The sequence below is a fragment of the Paraburkholderia sp. RHO2 genome (genome assembly GCF_050955445.1).
GTDB lineage: Bacteria > Actinomycetota > Actinomycetes > Mycobacteriales > Mycobacteriaceae > Prescottella > Prescottella agglutinans_A.
Map to the genome: position 1 here is coordinate 938816 of NZ_CP162617.1, position 16307 is coordinate 955122.

17 protein-coding genes are annotated in these 16307 nt (G+C 69.0%); 12 read left to right on the forward strand and 5 right to left on the reverse strand.

Annotated features, from left to right (window positions below; all coding sequences use genetic code 11):
• Positions 1–71: 71 nt before the first annotated feature.
• Entirely contained in the window at positions 72–956 is an 885-nt protein-coding gene (locus ABTV10_RS04200; RefSeq protein WP_499032767.1) for a phosphoribosylaminoimidazolesuccinocarboxamide synthase, read from the forward strand.
• A 1-nt stretch (position 957) separates the two neighbouring features.
• Positions 958–3075 carry a S9 family peptidase gene (locus tag ABTV10_RS04205; RefSeq protein WP_499032768.1) on the forward strand — a complete coding sequence of 706 codons (2118 nt, stop codon included), beginning with the start codon at positions 958–960 and terminating at the stop codon, positions 3073–3075.
• 64 nt (positions 3076–3139) lie between these two features.
• Here the strand turns inward: ABTV10_RS04205 and ABTV10_RS04210 are convergent, their stop codons facing one another.
• The 3 genes from ABTV10_RS04210 to ABTV10_RS04220 form a co-directional block, all read right to left on the reverse strand.
• Positions 3140–4504 carry an MFS transporter gene (locus ABTV10_RS04210; protein ID WP_499032770.1) on the reverse strand — a complete coding sequence of 455 codons (1365 nt, stop codon included), beginning with the start codon at positions 4502–4504 and terminating at the stop codon, positions 3140–3142.
• Positions 4505–4612: 108 nt separating this feature from the next.
• Positions 4613–5317, reverse strand: coding sequence for a response regulator (locus tag ABTV10_RS04215; RefSeq protein WP_499032771.1), 705 nt, complete (start codon positions 5315–5317; stop codon positions 4613–4615).
• A complete protein-coding gene (locus tag ABTV10_RS04220; protein ID WP_499032772.1) occupies positions 5314–6951 on the reverse strand; it encodes a sensor histidine kinase in 1638 nt (545 codons plus the stop codon). The genes ABTV10_RS04215 and ABTV10_RS04220 overlap by 4 nt, the downstream gene beginning before the upstream one ends.
• A 145-nt stretch (positions 6952–7096) precedes the next feature.
• Between ABTV10_RS04220 and ABTV10_RS04225 the strand changes: the two genes are divergently transcribed.
• The 3 genes from ABTV10_RS04225 (at position 7097) to ABTV10_RS04235 (ending at position 9905) form a co-directional block, all read left to right on the forward strand.
• Positions 7097–8515: a cation:dicarboxylate symporter family transporter gene (locus tag ABTV10_RS04225; RefSeq protein ID WP_499032773.1), complete on the forward strand. Its 1419-nt coding sequence runs from the start codon at positions 7097–7099 to the stop codon at positions 8513–8515.
• Between the two features lie 86 nt (positions 8516–8601).
• Positions 8602–9096, forward strand: a complete 495-nt coding sequence (locus ABTV10_RS04230) for a glutathione peroxidase (RefSeq protein ID WP_433610094.1) — start codon at positions 8602–8604, stop codon at positions 9094–9096.
• 104 nt (positions 9097–9200) lie between these two features.
• Positions 9201–9905 carry a DUF2334 domain-containing protein gene (locus ABTV10_RS04235; RefSeq protein ID WP_499032775.1) on the forward strand — a complete coding sequence of 235 codons (705 nt, stop codon included), beginning with the start codon at positions 9201–9203 and terminating at the stop codon, positions 9903–9905.
• 10 nt (positions 9906–9915) lie between these two features.
• Here the strand turns inward: ABTV10_RS04235 and ABTV10_RS04240 are convergent, their stop codons facing one another.
• Positions 9916–10662 (reverse strand): TetR/AcrR family transcriptional regulator, encoded by a 747-nt coding sequence (locus ABTV10_RS04240; RefSeq protein ID WP_499032776.1) that lies wholly within the window; start codon positions 10660–10662, stop codon positions 9916–9918.
• Between the two features lie 84 nt (positions 10663–10746).
• Between ABTV10_RS04240 and ABTV10_RS04245 the strand changes: the two genes are divergently transcribed.
• The gene (locus ABTV10_RS04245) at positions 10747–11124 is read left to right on the forward strand and encodes a VOC family protein (RefSeq protein ID WP_499032777.1); all 378 of its coding nucleotides are present in this window, start codon (positions 10747–10749) and stop codon (positions 11122–11124) included.
• A 13-nt stretch (positions 11125–11137) separates the two neighbouring features.
• On the opposite strand, the gene ABTV10_RS04250 is transcribed toward ABTV10_RS04245, so the two are convergent.
• Complete coding sequence (locus tag ABTV10_RS04250) at positions 11138–11785, reverse strand: MBL fold metallo-hydrolase (protein ID WP_499032778.1); 648 nt, start codon at positions 11783–11785, stop codon at positions 11138–11140.
• A gap of 142 nt (positions 11786–11927) precedes the next feature.
• Between ABTV10_RS04250 and purS the strand changes: the two genes are divergently transcribed.
• From purS to ABTV10_RS04280, 6 genes are all read left to right on the forward strand, one after another.
• Positions 11928–12164 carry a phosphoribosylformylglycinamidine synthase subunit PurS gene (purS, locus tag ABTV10_RS04255; RefSeq protein WP_280760017.1) on the forward strand — a complete coding sequence of 79 codons (237 nt, stop codon included), beginning with the start codon at positions 11928–11930 and terminating at the stop codon, positions 12162–12164.
• Positions 12161–12838: a phosphoribosylformylglycinamidine synthase subunit PurQ gene (purQ, locus tag ABTV10_RS04260; protein ID WP_499032779.1), complete on the forward strand. Its 678-nt coding sequence runs from the start codon at positions 12161–12163 to the stop codon at positions 12836–12838. Before purS ends, purQ begins: the two co-directional genes overlap by 4 nt.
• Positions 12839–12956: 118 nt before the next feature.
• On the forward strand, positions 12957–14084 hold the full coding sequence (locus tag ABTV10_RS04265) for an NAD(P)H-dependent amine dehydrogenase family protein (RefSeq protein WP_499032780.1): 1128 nt from the start codon (positions 12957–12959) through the stop codon (positions 14082–14084).
• Entirely contained in the window at positions 14081–14569 is a 489-nt protein-coding gene (locus ABTV10_RS04270) for a carboxymuconolactone decarboxylase family protein (protein ID WP_433610108.1), read from the forward strand. The genes ABTV10_RS04265 and ABTV10_RS04270 overlap by 4 nt, the downstream gene beginning before the upstream one ends.
• Before the next feature lie 32 nt (positions 14570–14601).
• Entirely contained in the window at positions 14602–14952 is a 351-nt protein-coding gene (locus ABTV10_RS04275) for a VOC family protein (RefSeq protein ID WP_433610110.1), read from the forward strand.
• A 23-nt stretch (positions 14953–14975) separates the two neighbouring features.
• On the forward strand, positions 14976–16268 hold the full coding sequence (locus ABTV10_RS04280; RefSeq protein ID WP_499032781.1) for a M18 family aminopeptidase: 1293 nt from the start codon (positions 14976–14978) through the stop codon (positions 16266–16268).
• Positions 16269–16307 lie beyond the last annotated feature (39 nt).

The window sequence follows — 16307 nt, forward strand, 5'->3', positions numbered from 1 at the left end:
CGCGAATCGCGAGGGGAAGGCAGCTACATGCTGTGGGGTGCGTCGATTCGCAGGACCGATAGGGTAGCCACGTGCGCCCTTCACTCGAGTCCTACTCCCACCTGGCCGGCGGCAAGGTCCGCGATCTGTACACGATCGACGACGAGCACCTGCTGCTGGTCGCGAGTGACCGGATCTCGGCCTACGACCACGTGCTCTCCACGCCCATCCCGGACAAGGGTCGGGTGCTCACCGCGATGAGCGTGTTCTTCTTCGAGAAGCTCGGCGGCACCAATCACCTCGCGGGCGATCCGCTCGACGAGCGCATCCCCGAGGAGGTCCTCGGACGCGCGCTGGTGGTGCGCAAGCTGAACATGGTCCCGGTCGAGTGCGTGGCCCGCGGCTACCTGACGGGCTCGGGGCTGCAGGACTACCAGGCCACCGGTGCGGTGTGCGGTGTCGCGCTGCCCGAGGGTCTGGTGGAGGCCAGCCAGCTGCCCGAGCCGATCTTCACCCCCGCCAGCAAGGCCGATCTGGGCGATCACGACGAGAACATCGACTTCCAGACCGTCGTCGACAAGGTCGGTCAGGACCTCGCGGTCAAGCTGCGTGACGACACGCTCGACATCTACTTCCGGGCCGCCAGCTTCGCCCGCGACCGCGGGATCATCCTTGCCGACACCAAGTTCGAGTTCGGTCTCGACGCCGACGGCAACCTGGTTCTCGCCGACGAGGTTCTGACGCCGGACTCGTCGCGCTACTGGCCGGCCGACGGCTACGAGCCCGGCAAGGTGCAGCCGAGCTTCGACAAGCAGTTCGTGCGCAACTGGCTCACCAGCGCCGAATCCGGATGGGACCGTGCGTCGGACACCCCGCCGCCGCCGCTGCCGCAGGAGATCGTCGACGCCACGCGCGCCCGGTACATCGAAGCGTACGAACGCATCTCGGGTCTGTCGTTCGAGGATTGGGTGGGCTGAGATGAGCGCGTCGACTCCGCCTGTCGCCAAGCGGGTGCCGTTCGAGCGCACCCATCACGGGGACACCTTCGTCGATCACTACGAGTGGTTGCGGAACAAGGAGGACCCGGAGGTCATCGAGTACCTCGAGGCGGAGAACGCATACACCGCTCAGCAACTCGAGCACCTCGAACCGTTGCGCGAGAAAGTTTTCCAGGAGATCAAGTCGCGCACGCAGGAAACCGACATGTCGGTGCCGACGCGGCTGGGGGAGTGGTGGTACTACTCCCGCACGGTCGAGGGCAAACAGTACGGAGTCCACTGCCGGTGCCCGATCACGGCACCGGACGACTGGACCCCGCCCGAGCTGTCCGCCGACACCGCGATCGACGGCGAGCAGGTCCTCCTCGACGGCAACGCCGAGGCCGAGGGCCACGAGTTCTTCGCGCTCGGTGCGTTCTCGGTGAGCCACGACGGCGCGCTCCTCGCGTACGCGGTGGACGTGATCGGCGACGAGCGGTACACGCTGCGGTTCAAGAATCTCGGCACCGGTGAACTGCTGGCCGACGAGATCCCCAACACCGCACCGGGTGCCACGTGGGCCATCGACCACCGGCACGTCTTCTACCTGACGGTGGACGAATCGTGGCGGCCGGACACGGTGTGGCGGCACAAGCTCGGCACCACCCAGGCCGAGGACGTCCAGGTCTTCCACGAGCCGGACGAGCGCTACTGGGTGTCGGTCGGATCCACCCGCAGCGAGAAGTACCTGATGATCTGGCTCGGGTCGAAGGTCACCACCGAGGGCTGGATCCTCGAGTCGGCGAACCCCGAGGGCGACTTCCGGGTGATCCTGCCGCGACGCGAGGGCGTCGAGTACGCGGCCGAGCACGCCGTGATCGCGGGCGAGGACCGGTTCCTCATCCTGCACAACGACGTCGTCGATGGCGTCAAGGCCGAGAACTTCGTCCTTGCGCAGGCCCCGGTCGCGGATCCGAGCGCGATGGAGATCCTCGTTCCGCACCGCCACGACGTGCGCCTCGAGGACATCGACACGTTCTCCGACCACCTGGTCCTCAGCTACCGCCGCGACGTGCTGACGCGGGTGGCCATCTGGCCGCTCACCCCCGAGGGCTACGGCGAGCTCACCGAGATGGAGTTCGAGGAGGAACTGTTCTCGGTCGGCCTCGGCTCCAACCCGGAGTGGGAGCAGCCGACGCTGCGCATCGGCTACACGTCGTTCATCACGCCGTCGCGGGTGTACGACTACCAGTTGGCGACCGGTGAACTGGTGCTGCGGAAGTCGCAGCCCGTGCTCGGTGGGTTCGATCCGGCCGACTACGAGCAGCACCGCGAGTGGGCCACCGCCGCGGACGGCACCCGCATCCCGCTGTCGGTGGTGCGGCGCAAGGGAATCGGTGAAGACCCCGCACCCACCCTGTTGTACGGGTACGGCTCGTACGAGGCGAGCATGGACCCCGCGTTCTCGGTGGCGCGGCTGTCGCTGCTCGATCGCGGCATGGTGTTCGCGGTCGCGCACGTGCGCGGCGGCGGCGAGATGGGTCGGCACTGGTACGAGAACGGCAAGACGCTCACCAAGAAGAACACCTTCTCCGACTTCGTCGCGTGCGCCCGGCATCTCATCGATGAGGGCCGCACGACGCCGGAGCAGTTGGTCGCCGACGGCGGCAGCGCGGGCGGCCTGCTGGTGGGCGCGGTCGCGAACCTCGCCCCGGAGCTCTTCGCCGGGATCCTCGCGAACGTGCCGTTCGTCGACCCGCTCACGTCGATCCTGGATCCGTCGCTGCCGCTCACGGTGATCGAGTGGGACGAGTGGGGCAACCCGCTCGAGGACCCGGACGTGTACGCGTACATGCGCTCCTACAGCCCGTACGAGAACGTCGAGGCCAAGGACTATCCGGCGATCTTGGCGATCACGAGCATCAACGACACCCGCGTGCTCTACGTCGAACCTGCCAAATGGGTTGCGGCGCTGCGGTCCACCAAGACCGGGGAAGCACCGCTGCTGCTCAAGACGGAGATGAGTGCCGGACACGGCGGCGTCAGCGGACGCTACGAGAAGTGGAAGGAAGTCGCGTTCGAGTACGCGTGGGTGCTCGACACGTCGGGCGCTTCCTGATCGGCGGACACGTTCCGGCGGTGCCACCCGCACCGGATGCGGGCGGCACCGCCGGAATACGTCGTCAGCCGTTGGCGGTCATGCTGTCCACGCCGGTATCCACGGTCTGTGGGCCAGTGGTGCGCCGCCTGTTCAGGGTCTCCTTAGACAGGAAGACCGCGAGAGCGGACACCGCGGTGAGCCCGACGAAGTACCACGCGATGTTGTCGGTGCCGCCGCCGTTGTCCAGGCGGTACAGCCAATTGGCAAGGAGCGGTGCGGTTCCGGCGCCGAGGACCGAGCCGAGCTGGAAGGTCAGCGAGACGCCCGTGTAGCGATCCCGGGTCTCGAACTTCTCCGCGAGGAACGCGCCGATCGGGCCGTACATCGACGCCTGGATGATCGGGTTGCCCACCAGGAAGCCGAGTGCGACCAACCAGTAGCTGTCGGAGTTGAACAGCGCGAACATCGGGAAGACGAGGGCGACGGAGATCGCCGCGCCGGTGAGCATGACCCGTCGGCGCCCGAACCGGTCGGAGAGCGACGCGAAGAACGGAATCGCGAAGATGTGCACGACGCTCGAGAACGTCAGCATGTAGAGCGCGTCCTGGCGGGGGACCACGCCCTGGGCGGCGATGTAGGGAACCATCCACACCGCGAGAAGCGCCTGCATGAACAGCGGTCCGGCGGCCGCGAGAATGCCGTACACGGTGGAGCGGGGGTACTTCCTCAGCACCCGGAGAATCGGTGTGCCGGTATGTACCTCGCCGGCCGCGCGCGCCTTCGCGAAGTCGGGGGATTCGGTGACGCGGTAGCGCAGGAACAGCCCCACGATCACGAGCACCGCGGAGAGCAGGAACGGCACGCGCCATCCCCAGCTGAGGAAGGCGTCGTCGGGAAGCCCGGAGAAGAGGGCGAGAACCAGGGTCGCGAGGACCGATCCGGTCGGCCCGCCGGTGACCGCGATCGAGGCGGCGAACCCGCGTCGTTCCTGGTTCACGTGTTCGGCCGCCATCAGAGTGGCTCCCGCCCACTCGCCGCCGACGGCGAGGCCTTGGACGATGCGCAGCGCGACGAGGATCAGAGGTGCCGCCACACCGATCGTCGCGTAGGTCGGCATCAGGCCGATGACGACGGATACCAGACCCATCATCAGCAACGTGATGACCAGAATGTTCTTGCGGCCGAACTTGTCACCGAAGTGGCCGAAGAGGATGCCGCCGATCGGCCTCGAAATGTATCCGGCGAGCAGGATGACGAACGACAGCGTGGAGCCCAGGACGGGGTCCATCGTGTCGGGGAAGAACAACTTCGGGAAGACCAAGCCTGCCGCGGCGCCGTAGAGCAAGAAGTCGTAGTACTCGACTGTCGATCCCAGGAAGCTGGAGATCAGAGCTCGGCGTGAGTCCTCCGGAGAGGGATCCGGGTGCGTCGTGTTCAGGGGTTGCATTGCGCTCCTTCAGTCGGCGACCACGTCAGTCGCCGACTGAAAGAGTTGATTGTGCCGTGCATCACATCAATCCGGCGTTCCGTACAACGGCACGGTCCACCGCGGCACTCACCGCGGCGCGGACGCCGCCCAGGTGTAGCGCACCTGGGGTCGTCCGGTCCGCCCGTACTGCGTCTCCCGCGCCAGCACGCCGTCGTCGGCCATGCGCTCCAGGTAGCGCCACGCCGTCACCCGCGACACCCCCGCGACGGCGGCCACCTCGGCCGCCGTCACCGGCCCCTCGGCGTCGCGCACGCACGCCCCGATCAGGTCCGCGGTCTGCGGGGCCACACCTTTCGGCGTGGTGGCGCGTTCGTCCGCGCTGCGCAGCACCGCCATCGCCCGATCGATGTCGCGCTGGCTCGCGGCCGACCCGCCCGCGGGCAGCGCGTCCCGGAACTCCCGGTAGTGCTCGAGCTTGTCGCGCAGCGCCGCGAACGTGAACGGCTTGAGCAGATACAGCACCACCCCGCGCGTTACCGCCGTCCGCACGACGTCGAGGTCGCGGGCCGACGTGACGGCGATGACGCCGGGGCTCGGCCGCAGCCCGCTCAGTGCCCCCGCGAGGTCGAGTCCGCTCGCATCCGGGAGGCCGATGTCGAGCAGGACCAGATCGATCGGCTCGTCGGAGCCGGCGGCCTCGGCGACGGCACGCATCGCGTCGCCGGCGGTGTGCGCGACAGTGTGCACCGAGAAGCCCTCGATGCGTTCGACATACGAGCGGTGCGCCTCGGCGATCAACGGTTCGTCCTCGACGATCAGCACGCGGATCATCGGACACCGTCCTTCCCGGCGGCGTCCCGCCGCGTCGCCGTCGGCAGCGGAATCTCGATCACCAGCATGCCCGCCAACGAGGGTTCGGTCCGCAGTCGTCCGCCGTGCCGGGCCACCACCTGGGCCACGAGCGCCAGGCCGAGGCCGCGCTGACGCGCCGGCCGTCCGTCCACCTGCTTGGTCGAGTAGCCCCGGGTGGTCGCCCGCGCGAGCGTCTCGGGATCCATGCCCGGCCCGCTGTCGGCCACGCGGATCACGAGTGTCGAATCCTCCTCCGCCACGGTCACTTCCACCCACGGAGCGTCCTCGTCCGAGGAGCGCGCCGCCTCGATGGCGTTGTCGATCAGATTCCCGACCACGGTCACGAGTTCGAGCGCGCTGAGCGCGCGGGTCGGGCCGAGTGCGGTGTCCTCGGTGACCGTCAGTTCGACGCCCTGCTGTGCCGCCTCGGTCACCTTGCCCAGCAGCAGCGCCGCGAGCGCCGGCTCGTGCACGGCGGCGGTCAGCCGGTCGATCAGCTGCTGCGACGTCGCCAGTTCGGCCGTGGTGAACGCGACCGCGTCGTCGCTGCGACCCAGCTCGACCATCGTCACGATCGTGTGCAGCCGGTTCGCGTACTCGTGGGCCTGCGCCCGCAGCGACTCGGCGACACTGCGGGCGGAATCGAGTTCGCCGAGGGCGCTCTGCAGTTCGGTGTGGTCGCGCAGCGTCACGACCGTGCCGATGCGGCGACCCTCCCACAGCACGGGTGCCTGTCCCACCAGGAGCACCCGGTCCGCCGTCACGTGCACCTCGTCCTGTTCCTCGTCGGCGTCCGGCCCGATGCGACGCAGCGTCTCCGGCAGCTGGTCCGGGGTGATCGGACCGTCCGGCAGCCACAGCAGGCGGCGGGCCTCGTCGTTGATCACGTCCACCCGGACCCGCCCGTCCCGGCCGCGGCCGAACACGATCAAGCCCTCGGAGATCGACCGCAGCACGGCGTCGTGGTGCTCGTAGAGACGACGCAGTTGATCGGGGTCGAGGCCCAGCGTCTGACGCCGCATCCGGTTGCTCACCAGGACCGATCCGACCGCGGCGATCCCCACCGCGATCGCGAACACCCCGATCAGCGGCGGCAGGCCCTTCGCGAACTGCTCGCCGATGCGCTCACGGGTCACCCCGACCGACACGAGACCCAGGAGTTGCCCGTCGGCCTGCACCGGGGCGACCGCGCGGATCGACGGGCCGAGCGAGCCCGAGTACGTCTCGGTGAACGTCTCCCCGGCCAGCGCCCGCTCGATATGGCCCTCGAAGCGCTGCCCGATGAGCGTCGGGTCCGGGTGGGTGTACCGCGTGCGGTCGGGCGCCATGACGACGATGAAATCGGTGCCCGTCGCCTGCCGGATCCTTTCGACCTCCGGCTGCAGGACCGCGGAGGGGTCGGGGGAGCGCAGCGCCGCGATCGTCGAACCGGACAGCGACAGGGTCTCTGCGATGCCGGTCACTTCCCGCCGGGTCGCGTCGTCGGAGTCACGGCGCTCGTCGACGATCGTCAGCGCGGACAGCGCAGTCACGACCAGCGTCAACACCACCAACTGGAGAATCAGCAGCTGCCGCGCGACGCTCAACGGTTTGCGGGACACGGCCCGGGCCATGTCAGTCCTCTCGTGAAACTTATGAACACAAACTTCTCTGGTGCCTGGATCGATACCAACATTCTCTCGGGCGGGACGACGTGATCGCAGTCACTCGACGATCACCGAACTGCCTCCGAGAATCCACCCGACCAGAGGACACCTCATGAGCACGAGTGCAACAGGGACGCCGGGCGCGGTGCAACCTGCCCGGCCCGGGAAACCGCGGGACAAGACGCACTGGCTGTATGTCGGCGTCATCGTCGCCGTGATCGCCGGCGTGCTCGTCGGCTGGCTCGCGCCCGAGGCGGGCAAGTCGCTCGGTGTGCTCGGCACGATGTTCGTGGATCTGATCAAGATGATGATCAGCCCCGTCATCTTCTGCACCATCGTCCTCGGCATCGGATCGGTGCGCGCCGCCGCGAGCGTCGGCAAGGTCGGCGGGCTCGCGCTCGCGTACTTCATCGGCATGTCGACCGTCGCGCTCGGCATCGGTCTGGTCGTCGGCAACCTGCTCGATCCCGGCAGCGGTCTCGAGATCAGTGCCGACGCCGCCAACACCGGTGCGGCCCTTGCCGAGAAGGCCCACGCAGCCGGCGGCACCATGGACTTCATCGCGTCGATCATCCCCACCACGATGCTGTCGTCGCTGACCTCCGGCAGTGTCCTGCAGACCCTGTTCGTCGCGCTGCTCGTCGGGTTCGGCCTGCAGGCGATGGGCAAGCAGGGCGAGCCGGTGCTCCGCGGGATCGGACACGTGCAGAAGCTCGTGTTCAAGGTGCTGTCGATGATCCTGTGGCTGGCCCCGATCGGCGCCTTCGGCGCGATCGCCAACGTCGTCGGCCAGACCGGGCTCGGCGCCGTCGTCCAACTCGGCGCGCTCATGCTCGGCTTCTACCTGACCTGCCTGATCTTCGTCTTCGGCGTGCTCGGAAGCATCCTGCGTGCGGTCGCCGGGGTCTCGATCTTCAAGCTCGTGCGCTACCTGGCCCGCGAATACCTGCTGATCTTCGCGACGTCGTCGTCCGAGTCGGCCCTGCCGCGGCTCATCGCGAAGATGGAGCACATCGGCGTCGAGCGCACCACCGTCGGCGTCGTCGTGCCCACCGGCTACTCGTTCAACCTGGACGGCACCGCGATCTACCTGACGATGGCGTCGATCTTCATCGCGGACGCGATGGGGCAGCCGCTGTCGTTGCCCGAGCAGGCGTCGCTGCTGGTCTTCATGATCATCGCGTCGAAGGGTGCGGCCGGCGTCAGCGGCGCCGGGCTCGCGACGCTCGCAGGTGGCCTGCAGAGCCACCGACCCGAGCTGCTCGACGGTGTCGGTCTGATCGTGGGCATCGACCGGTTCATGTCCGAGGCGCGTGCGGTCACCAACTTCTCCGGCAACGCCGTTGCCACGCTGCTGGTCGGCACCTGGACCAAGTCCGTGGACACCGAGCGCGTCCGCGCGGTCCTCGCCGGTGAACTTCCGTTCGACGAGACGACCATGGTCGACGATCCGCACGCGCCGAGCGAGGCGCCGGACAGACCGGCACCGGCGCCCGCGAAGCCCGTCGAGCGAGAGTTGGTGGAGGCCTGATGTTCGTGGGACGGATGGGATTTCCGACGGACGGAGCCCGCGCATGGGACAAGCACGAGTCCGACGCCTTGGCTAGGTTGGTGCGCATGACGACTCCGCTGCAAGACATCGCGATCAACACCCTCGGCGGCGTGCCGACCAGCCTGGGCGAGTACGGCGGCCGCGCCGTCCTCGTGGTGAACGTGGCCTCCAAGTGCGGCCTGACCCCGCAGTACACGGCCCTCGAGAAGCTGGCCTCCGAGTACGCCGAGCGTGGTCTGAGCGTCATCGGTGTCCCGTGCAACCAGTTCATGGGCCAGGAGCCGGGCACGCCCGAGGAGATCCAGACCTTCTGCTCCACCACGTACGGCGTCACCTTCCCGCTCATGGAGAAGGTGGACGTCAACGGCGAGAACCGGCATCCGCTGTACGCCGAGCTGACGCAGGCCGCCGACGCCGACGGCGAGGCCGGCGACATCCAGTGGAACTTCGAGAAGTTCCTCGTCGCCCCCGACGGCACGGTCGCGAACCGCTTCCGTCCGCGCACCGAGCCCGACGCCCCCGAGGTGATCGCGGCCATCGAGGCCGTGCTGCCCCGCTGAATCTGTCCCCCTCAGGACACCGGACGGCGCCCGCACACATTCGACCACCGAATGTCCGCGCGGGCGCCGTCTGCTATTCACCTGCGGCTGCCACCCTCGAAGTCATGACCGGACAGGTGATCGTGTCGGTGTCGGGGATCAGGGACGAGACGCGCGACCTCGTCGCCGAGTTCGCGGCGGAGATGGACCGCAGATCCGTTCCGCTCTCGCTGCTCGTCGCCCCACGGCTCAAGGACAAGTACCGCCTCGTCTCGGACCACGGCACGCAGGAATGGCTGCGCGAGCGGCGCGACCGCGGCGACGCGATCGTCCTGCACGGCTACGACCAGGCCGCCACCAAACGCCGCCGCGCCGAGTTCTCGGTGCTGCCCGAACACGAGGCCCGGCTGCGCCTGCTGGCCGCCGACCGCGTCCTCGAGGAGGTGGGCCTGCGCACGCGACTGTTCGCGGCGCCCCGCTGGGTCGCGTCACCGGGCGCCGTGTCGGTGCTGCCGAGCAGCGGGTTCCGCCTGCTCGCCGGCATGACCGCGATCCGCGATCTCGCCCACGACACCAGCGTGCGCAGCCACGTCCTCGGGCTCGGCGACGGCTTCCGCGCCGAACCCTGGCGGTGCCGGTCGGTGGTGCTCAGCGCGTCCCGCGGCGCCCGGCGCGGGCGGCTGGTGCGCCTGGCGATCTCCGCCAAGCAACTCGACCGGACCGGACCGCGCCAGGCCCTGCTCGACGCCGTCGACCTCGCGTTGCACCACGGCGCGCAGCCCACCGTCTACCGCTGGCCGCTCCAGGAGGGCGTGCGCGAGGTGGCGTGAGCCGCCGACCCTAGTCGTCCGCCGGTGCGGTCCCTTCGGTGCGGATGAGGGATTCGAGCGCGTCCAGTACGCGGTTCAGCCCGAAGTCCCAGGCGTGCTTGGGGCTGTAGGCCGCATCCATGGCTTCGCCGGCGGCGGCACCGACGCGCTGTGCCAGCGGAAAACTGTCGCCGAGGTACGCGGCGAGCCGTTCGTTCCACGCCGCCCACACCTGCGCGGTATCGGCGGCACTCGGATCGGGGCGGCGGGAGCGCGCCGAGGCCCGAACGAAGTCCTTCACGAACGTCAGTGCGGCGTCGCGGGCGATGTCGGCCAGACCCGTCCCGTCGAACGCATGCAACTCGTGGTCGTAGGTCGCGATCGTGCCGGGCCCGAACGAGGCCCGCTGGTCGGTAACGTCCAGCAGCCACCAGTGCGCCGTGAACAGGGCCGACTCCGCCTCAGCGACCTGTCGCACGCGACCGCGCCAGTCGCCTCCGGGGTACGGCTCGCACGGGTTCCTGCTGCGCACGGCATCGACCATGAGCACGAGGAGGTCGTCGCGCGAGCCCACGTGGGTGTAGAGGGCCATCGCGGAGATGCCCAGATCGGCAGCAAGTCGCCGTACGGTCACCGCCTCGAGCCCCTCACGGTCGGCGATCGCGACGGCGGCGTCGACGGCCTGCGTCGTCGTGACCTTTGCGCGCGGTCCGCGGGTGCCGCCCCGTGGTGCGTCGGGGTGCTCGCGCCAGAGCAGGTCGATCAGTTCGCGGGCCACCGCGCGCCTCCGAGGGCGGGAACAAATGGATGACAGCTATACGTTATACACTGCATAATGTTTCTCTCGTCGATGGAGGTTCGGATGAAGATCACCAGTACGGCACTGTCCCTGAACGTCGCGGACACGCGGGCCTCGGCCGAATTCGCGAAGACCCACTTCGGCTTCACCGAGGCCATGTCGGACGACGGCTTCGTGTCCCTCGCTCATCCGGATGCGGGGATCAACGTGATCTTCCTGCGCACCGGTCTCGGGACGTTCAAGCCGGCGACCATCGCCGGCCCCGCCGGTCAGGGTCTGCTGATCGTCTTCGTCGTCGAGGACATCGATCGCGAGTTCGCGCGCATCGCCGCCGAGGGCGCCAAGGTTGTCACCGCGCCGGAGACCGAGCCGTGGGGTGAGCGCTACTGCCAGTTCGTCGACCCCAACGGGATCGTCTGGCAGCTGGTGCAGTGGGTCTGAACCGCGTGTCGGCTCAGGACACCTCGACGCTCGACTCCTCGGGAAGGACGCGGAATTCCGTTCCGCCCGGTCCCATTTCGGTGAGCCGGCCGTAGTAGATGCCGCGGGCCTCCTTCGCCACCACGCCCTGGTGGATCGGGACCGCGACGCGCGGGTGCACGGCACGCAGATAGTCGACGGACTCGGAGATCTTCAGCCATGGTGCGGCGGCCGGGACTGCGAGGACGTCGACCTTCTGCTCCGGCACGAACAGCGAGTCGCCCGGGTGCATCAGCTTGGCCGGGTTCTCGGCGTCGCCGAGGAGGTACGCGGTGTTGTCGATCAGCGGGATCTCCGGGTGGATCACCGCGTGCGTGCCACCCGTGCCGGTCACCTGCACCTCGCCGACGTTGAAGACGTCGCCCGGGTACACCGCGGTCCATGCCTCGCCGAGCAGTGCCGTCGTCTGCGGATCCGCGTACAGGCCGGCCCCGGGGTTGGCCTCGACCAGCGCGGGCAGCCGCGCAGGGTCGGCGTGGTCGGGGTGCTGATGGGTGATGAGGATGGCGTCGAGCCCGGTGATTCCCTCGAATCCGTGGGAGAAGTTGCCGGGGTCGAACAGGATCTTTGCGCCGTCGAGTTCCACCAGGACACAGGAATGGCCGAAGTGCGTGAGTCGCATGAATCGAGTATGCGCGATCACACCGGTGAGCGGGGGTGACGTCGGAGGTTCACTCGGTGCGGGAGCGGGCCGGGCTGCCCGGTAAACTCCTGGATGCCCGGTGCGATCCCGGGCGGAAACCAGCCATAGCGAGGAGCAGCACGTGGCCCGTGTCGTTGTCGATGTCATGCCCAAGGCCGAAATTCTCGACCCGCAGGGGCAGGCCATTGTCGGGGCCCTGTCCCGACTCGGTCATGCCGGTGTGTCGGATGTTCGCCAGGGTAAGCGTTTCGAGCTCGAGGTCGACGACAACGTCAGCGACGACGAGCTCGCGACGATCGCCGAGTCGCTGCTGGCGAACACGGTGATCGAGGACTGGAAGGTCACGCGAGTCCAGTGAGCGCGCGCATCGGAGTCATCACGTTCCCGGGCACGCTCGACGACGTCGACGCCGCCCGCGCCGTCCGCCTCGCTGGTGGCGAGGCCGTGAGCCTGTGGCACGGCGACGCCGACCTCAAGGGTGTCGACGCGGTCATCGTGCCCGGCGGCTTCTCCTACGGCGACTACCTGCGCTGCGGCGCCATCGCGCGCTTCGCGCCCGTCATGGGTGAGGTCGTCAAGGCTGCCGAGGGCGGCATGCCCGTGCTCGGCATCTGCAACGGCTTCCAGGTGCTGTGTGAGGCCGGTCTGCTGCCGGGGGCACTGACCCGCAACGCCGGCCTGCACTTCGTCTGCCGCGACCAGTGGCTCAAGGTCGAGTCCAACTCGACGGCGTGGTCGTCGCGCTACGAGGTGGGCGCCGAGATCCTCGTCCCGCTCAAGTCCGGTGAGGGTCGCTACCAGGCCTCCGAGCAGGTGCTCGACGAACTCGAGGGTGAGGGCCGCGTGGTGTTCCGCTACGCCGGGGACAACCCGAACGGTTCGCAGCGTGGCATCGCCGGCATCGCGTCGGCCAACGGCCGCGTGGTCGGCCTCATGCCGCACCCCGAGCACGCCACGGAGGCCCTGACCGGCCCGAGCGACGACGGCTTGGGCATGTTCTACTCCGCACTCGAGAGCGTCCTGACGGCCTGATTCGTCGGAACCCACCGAGACCTGAAGGGACCCTTCGGCCGCTGTCCGCGACCGAAGGGTCCCTTCGTCTGTGCGGAAGTGGGTACGAGAACGCCGCGGGTTCGCTAGCGTGCCGCCCATGATCACCACCGTCGTCTGGGGCACCGGCAACGTCGGCCGCGCGGCAATCCGTGCGGTGCACGCGAATCCCCGCCTGGAACTGTCCGCGGTCCTCGTCCACGACCCTGCCAAGGTCGGCCGGGACGCTGGCGACCTGGGCGACGTCGGCGCACATCTCGGGGTTGCCGCGACCACCGACGTCGACGCGGTCCTCGCCGACCGTCCCGACGCGGTCGTGTACGCGGCGTCCGGCGAGATCCGCCCGGACGATGCGGTCGCCGACATCGTGACGGTTCTGCGCACCGGGGCTGTCGTGGTGACGCCGTCGGTGTACGCGCTGTACGACCACCGCAGCGCCCCGCCCGAGGTCCGCGAGCCGATCGTCGACGCGATCAAGGCCGCGGGCGGGTCGCTCTTCGTGTCCGGGGTCGACCCGGGCTGGGGGAACGACGTGCTGCCGCTGCTGATGAGCGGACTCGGCTCGACCGTCGACGCGATCCGCTGCCAGGAGATCTTCGACTACTCCAGCTACGACCAACCGGATTCGGTGCGGTACCTCGTCGGCATGGGGCAGCCGATGGACTACGAGCCGCCGATGATCGCGCCGACCGTGCCGACGATGGTGTGGGGCGGGCAGATCCGGCTGATGGCGCGGGCGCTCGGCGTCGACCTCGACGAGATCCGCGAGACCGTGCAGCGGCGTCCCCTCGACACGGACGTCACGACCGCAACGATGGGCGAGTTCGCCGCCGGGACGCAGGGCGCACTGCGGTTCGAGGTGCAGGGCATCGTCGGCGGGGAGCCGCGGATCGTCGTCGAACATGTCACCCGCATCCACCCGTCGTGCGCGCCCGACTGGCCGATGCCGCCCGACGGCGGAGCCGGGGCGCACCGCGTCGTCATCGAAGGCCGGCCGCGGATCGAGGTCACCGTCGAGGCCACCGACGAGGGCGGTAGCCGCGCCGCGGGCGGCAACGCCACCGCCGTCGGTCGGCTCGTGGGCGCGATCGACTGGCTCGTCGACGGCGAACCGGGCCTGTACGACGCGCTCGACGTCCCGTTGCGTCCCTCGCCGTCACTGGGATTTTCTGCCCCCGGCGCGGTCGCGGCGGGCACACTGGGGGAGACCGGAAGGATCCAGCAATGAGAATCGACATCCCCGAGGGCAAGGACCCCGTCGGCTACGTGTGGGGTGAACTGGTGCCCGCCATCGGAATTCCCGCGTCCAAGTTGTCGCTGGCGGTGTATGCGGAGTCCACTCTGGGACTGCGCGAGTTCGAGGCGGCGCGGTTGCGTATCGCCCAGATCAACGGCTGCATCGTGTGCATGGACTGGCGCACCGAGCGCGACGGCGAGAAGGTCGAGGACACGTTCTTCGAGGCTGTCGAGAACTGGCGCACCACGGACGCTTTCGACGACCGGACGCGCCTCGCCGCCGAGTACGCGGAACGGTACGCGCTCGACCACCACAATCTCGACGACGAGTTCTGGGCGCGGATGGGCGAGCATTACAGCCAGCGCGAGATCGTCGAGTTGAGCATGTGCATCGGGTCGTGGATCGCCTCCGGACGCCTCAACCACGTTCTCGGTCTCGACTCGGTGTGCGCGCTGCCGCCGCTGCCGGAACGCTGACGGCTGTCGTACCCACGCGCTAGCGTCCGGTCATGGCACTGACACTCGGCATGATCACGATCGACTCGACCGACCCCGGCCCGCTGGCGCAGTGGTGGGCCGACCTCACCGGCGGCACGATCGAGCAGGAGAACGACGGCTGGTTCTACATGGTCGGGATCCCCGGCTGGGGCCACAAGCTCGGCTTCCAGAAGGTGGGCGACCCGACCCCCGGCAAGAACCGGCAGCACATGGACCTGTCGTCGCCGGACCTCGACGCCGAGGTGGAGCGGGTGCTGGCGGCGGGCGCCACCGAGGTGCACCGCGAGAGCATGGACGGCTTCCGCTGGGTCGTGTTCGCGGACCCGCAGGGCAACCAGTTCTGCGTCTCGGGAGCGCACTGAGTCCGGTACTGCATGATTGTCGTATGTCATCGATTACGCAGGCCGATGCCCAGGGATTGTGCGCGTTCGTCGACGCGTCGCCGTCACCGTTCCACGTGTGTGCGACGGTCGCGGCCGAACTCGGGGAGAACGGTTTCACCGAACTGCGCGAGACCGACGCATGGCCGTCGGCGCCGGGCCGGTACTACCTGATCCGGGGCGGGTCGCTGATCGCATGGAGCACCGAGGGTCCGGCGGGGGACGGCCCGTCCGCCCCCTTCCGGATCGTCGGCGGCCACACCGACAGCCCGAACCTGCGGGTCAAGCAGCATCCCGACCTGACCTCGGCGGGCTGGCAGCTCGTCGGCCTCGAACCGTACGGCGGCGCGTGGCTCAACTCGTGGCTCGACCGCGACCTCGGCATCTCCGGCCGGCTCAGCGTCCGGTCCGGTGACGCGGTCGAGGAGGTGCTCGTGCGGGTCGACCACCCGATCCTGCGGGTGCCGCAGCTGGCGATCCACCTGTCGGAGGACCGCAAGGGCGTCCAGCTGGACCCGCAGCGGCACGTCAACGCGGTGTGGGGGAGCGGCGGCGAACCGCGCTCGTTCATCGCGTTCCTCGCCGGCGAGGCGGGAGTGGACGCGGGCTCGGTGCTCGGCTGGGAACTGATGACACACGACCTGGCGCCGTCCGCGGTGGTCGGTGTGGACTCGTCGCTGGTGAGCGCGCCGCGCCTGGACAACCAGGGCACCTGCTACGCCGGCACCCAGGCGCTGCTCGCGGCCGTCGCCGAACCGGGGGACGGCACGCCGGTGCTCGCGCTGTTCGATCATGAGGAGGTGGGCAGCATGTCCGATCGCGGTGCCTTCTCGGACCTGCTCAATTCGGTGCTCGAGCGCATCGTGCTGCTGCGTGGCGGTGGGCGCGAGGACTTCCTGCGGGCGATGTCGGGTTCGGTGTGCGCGTCGGGCGACATGGCGCACGCGACCCATCCGAACTATCCCGACCGCCACGAGCCCGCGCACCGCATCGAGGTCAACGGCGGTCCGGTGCTCAAGGTCAACCAGAACCTGCGCTACGCGTCCGACGCGAGCGGTGCCGCGGAGTTCGCGCTGGCCTGCGACCGCGCCGGGGTTCCGCTGCAGCGGTACGTCCACCGCGCCGACCTGCCGTGCGGATCGACGATCGGGCCGATCACCGCGTCGCGGACCGGGTTGTCCACGGTCGATGTCGGCGCGCCGCAGTTGGCCATGCACTCGGCGCGAGAGCTGATGGGTGCGGAGGACGTGCGCATGTATGCCGACGCGCTGGCGGCCTTCCTGACGCCGGGGCGGTAGCACGGATTTTCCCGTTCTCCTGCGAAACTGGACGACAGT

Excerpts from the sequence above, each read along its gene's own strand:
- ABTV10_RS04275 (WP_433610110.1), top strand. The coding sequence starts at position 14,602 with ATGGCACTGACACTCGGCATGATCACGATCGACTCGACCGACCCCGGC.
- ABTV10_RS04230 (WP_433610094.1), top strand. The coding sequence starts at position 8,602 with ATGACGACTCCGCTGCAAGACATCGCGATCAACACCCTCGGCGGCGTG.
- ABTV10_RS04235 (WP_499032775.1), top strand. The coding sequence starts at position 9,201 with ATGACCGGACAGGTGATCGTGTCGGTGTCGGGGATCAGGGACGAGACG.
- ABTV10_RS04265 (WP_499032780.1), top strand. The coding sequence starts at position 12,957 with ATGATCACCACCGTCGTCTGGGGCACCGGCAACGTCGGCCGCGCGGCA.
- ABTV10_RS04245 (WP_499032777.1), top strand. The coding sequence starts at position 10,747 with ATGAAGATCACCAGTACGGCACTGTCCCTGAACGTCGCGGACACGCGG.
- ABTV10_RS04205 (WP_499032768.1), top strand. The coding sequence starts at position 958 with ATGAGCGCGTCGACTCCGCCTGTCGCCAAGCGGGTGCCGTTCGAGCGC.
- ABTV10_RS04220 (WP_499032772.1), bottom strand. The coding sequence starts at position 6,951 with ATGGCCCGGGCCGTGTCCCGCAAACCGTTGAGCGTCGCGCGGCAGCTG.
- ABTV10_RS04210 (WP_499032770.1), bottom strand. The coding sequence starts at position 4,504 with ATGCAACCCCTGAACACGACGCACCCGGATCCCTCTCCGGAGGACTCA.
- ABTV10_RS04280 (WP_499032781.1), top strand. The coding sequence starts at position 14,976 with ATGTCATCGATTACGCAGGCCGATGCCCAGGGATTGTGCGCGTTCGTC.
- ABTV10_RS04250 (WP_499032778.1), bottom strand. The coding sequence starts at position 11,785 with ATGCGACTCACGCACTTCGGCCATTCCTGTGTCCTGGTGGAACTCGAC.
- ABTV10_RS04225 (WP_499032773.1), top strand. The coding sequence starts at position 7,097 with ATGAGCACGAGTGCAACAGGGACGCCGGGCGCGGTGCAACCTGCCCGG.
- ABTV10_RS04270 (WP_433610108.1), top strand. The coding sequence starts at position 14,081 with ATGAGAATCGACATCCCCGAGGGCAAGGACCCCGTCGGCTACGTGTGG.
- ABTV10_RS04215 (WP_499032771.1), bottom strand. The coding sequence starts at position 5,317 with ATGATCCGCGTGCTGATCGTCGAGGACGAACCGTTGATCGCCGAGGCG.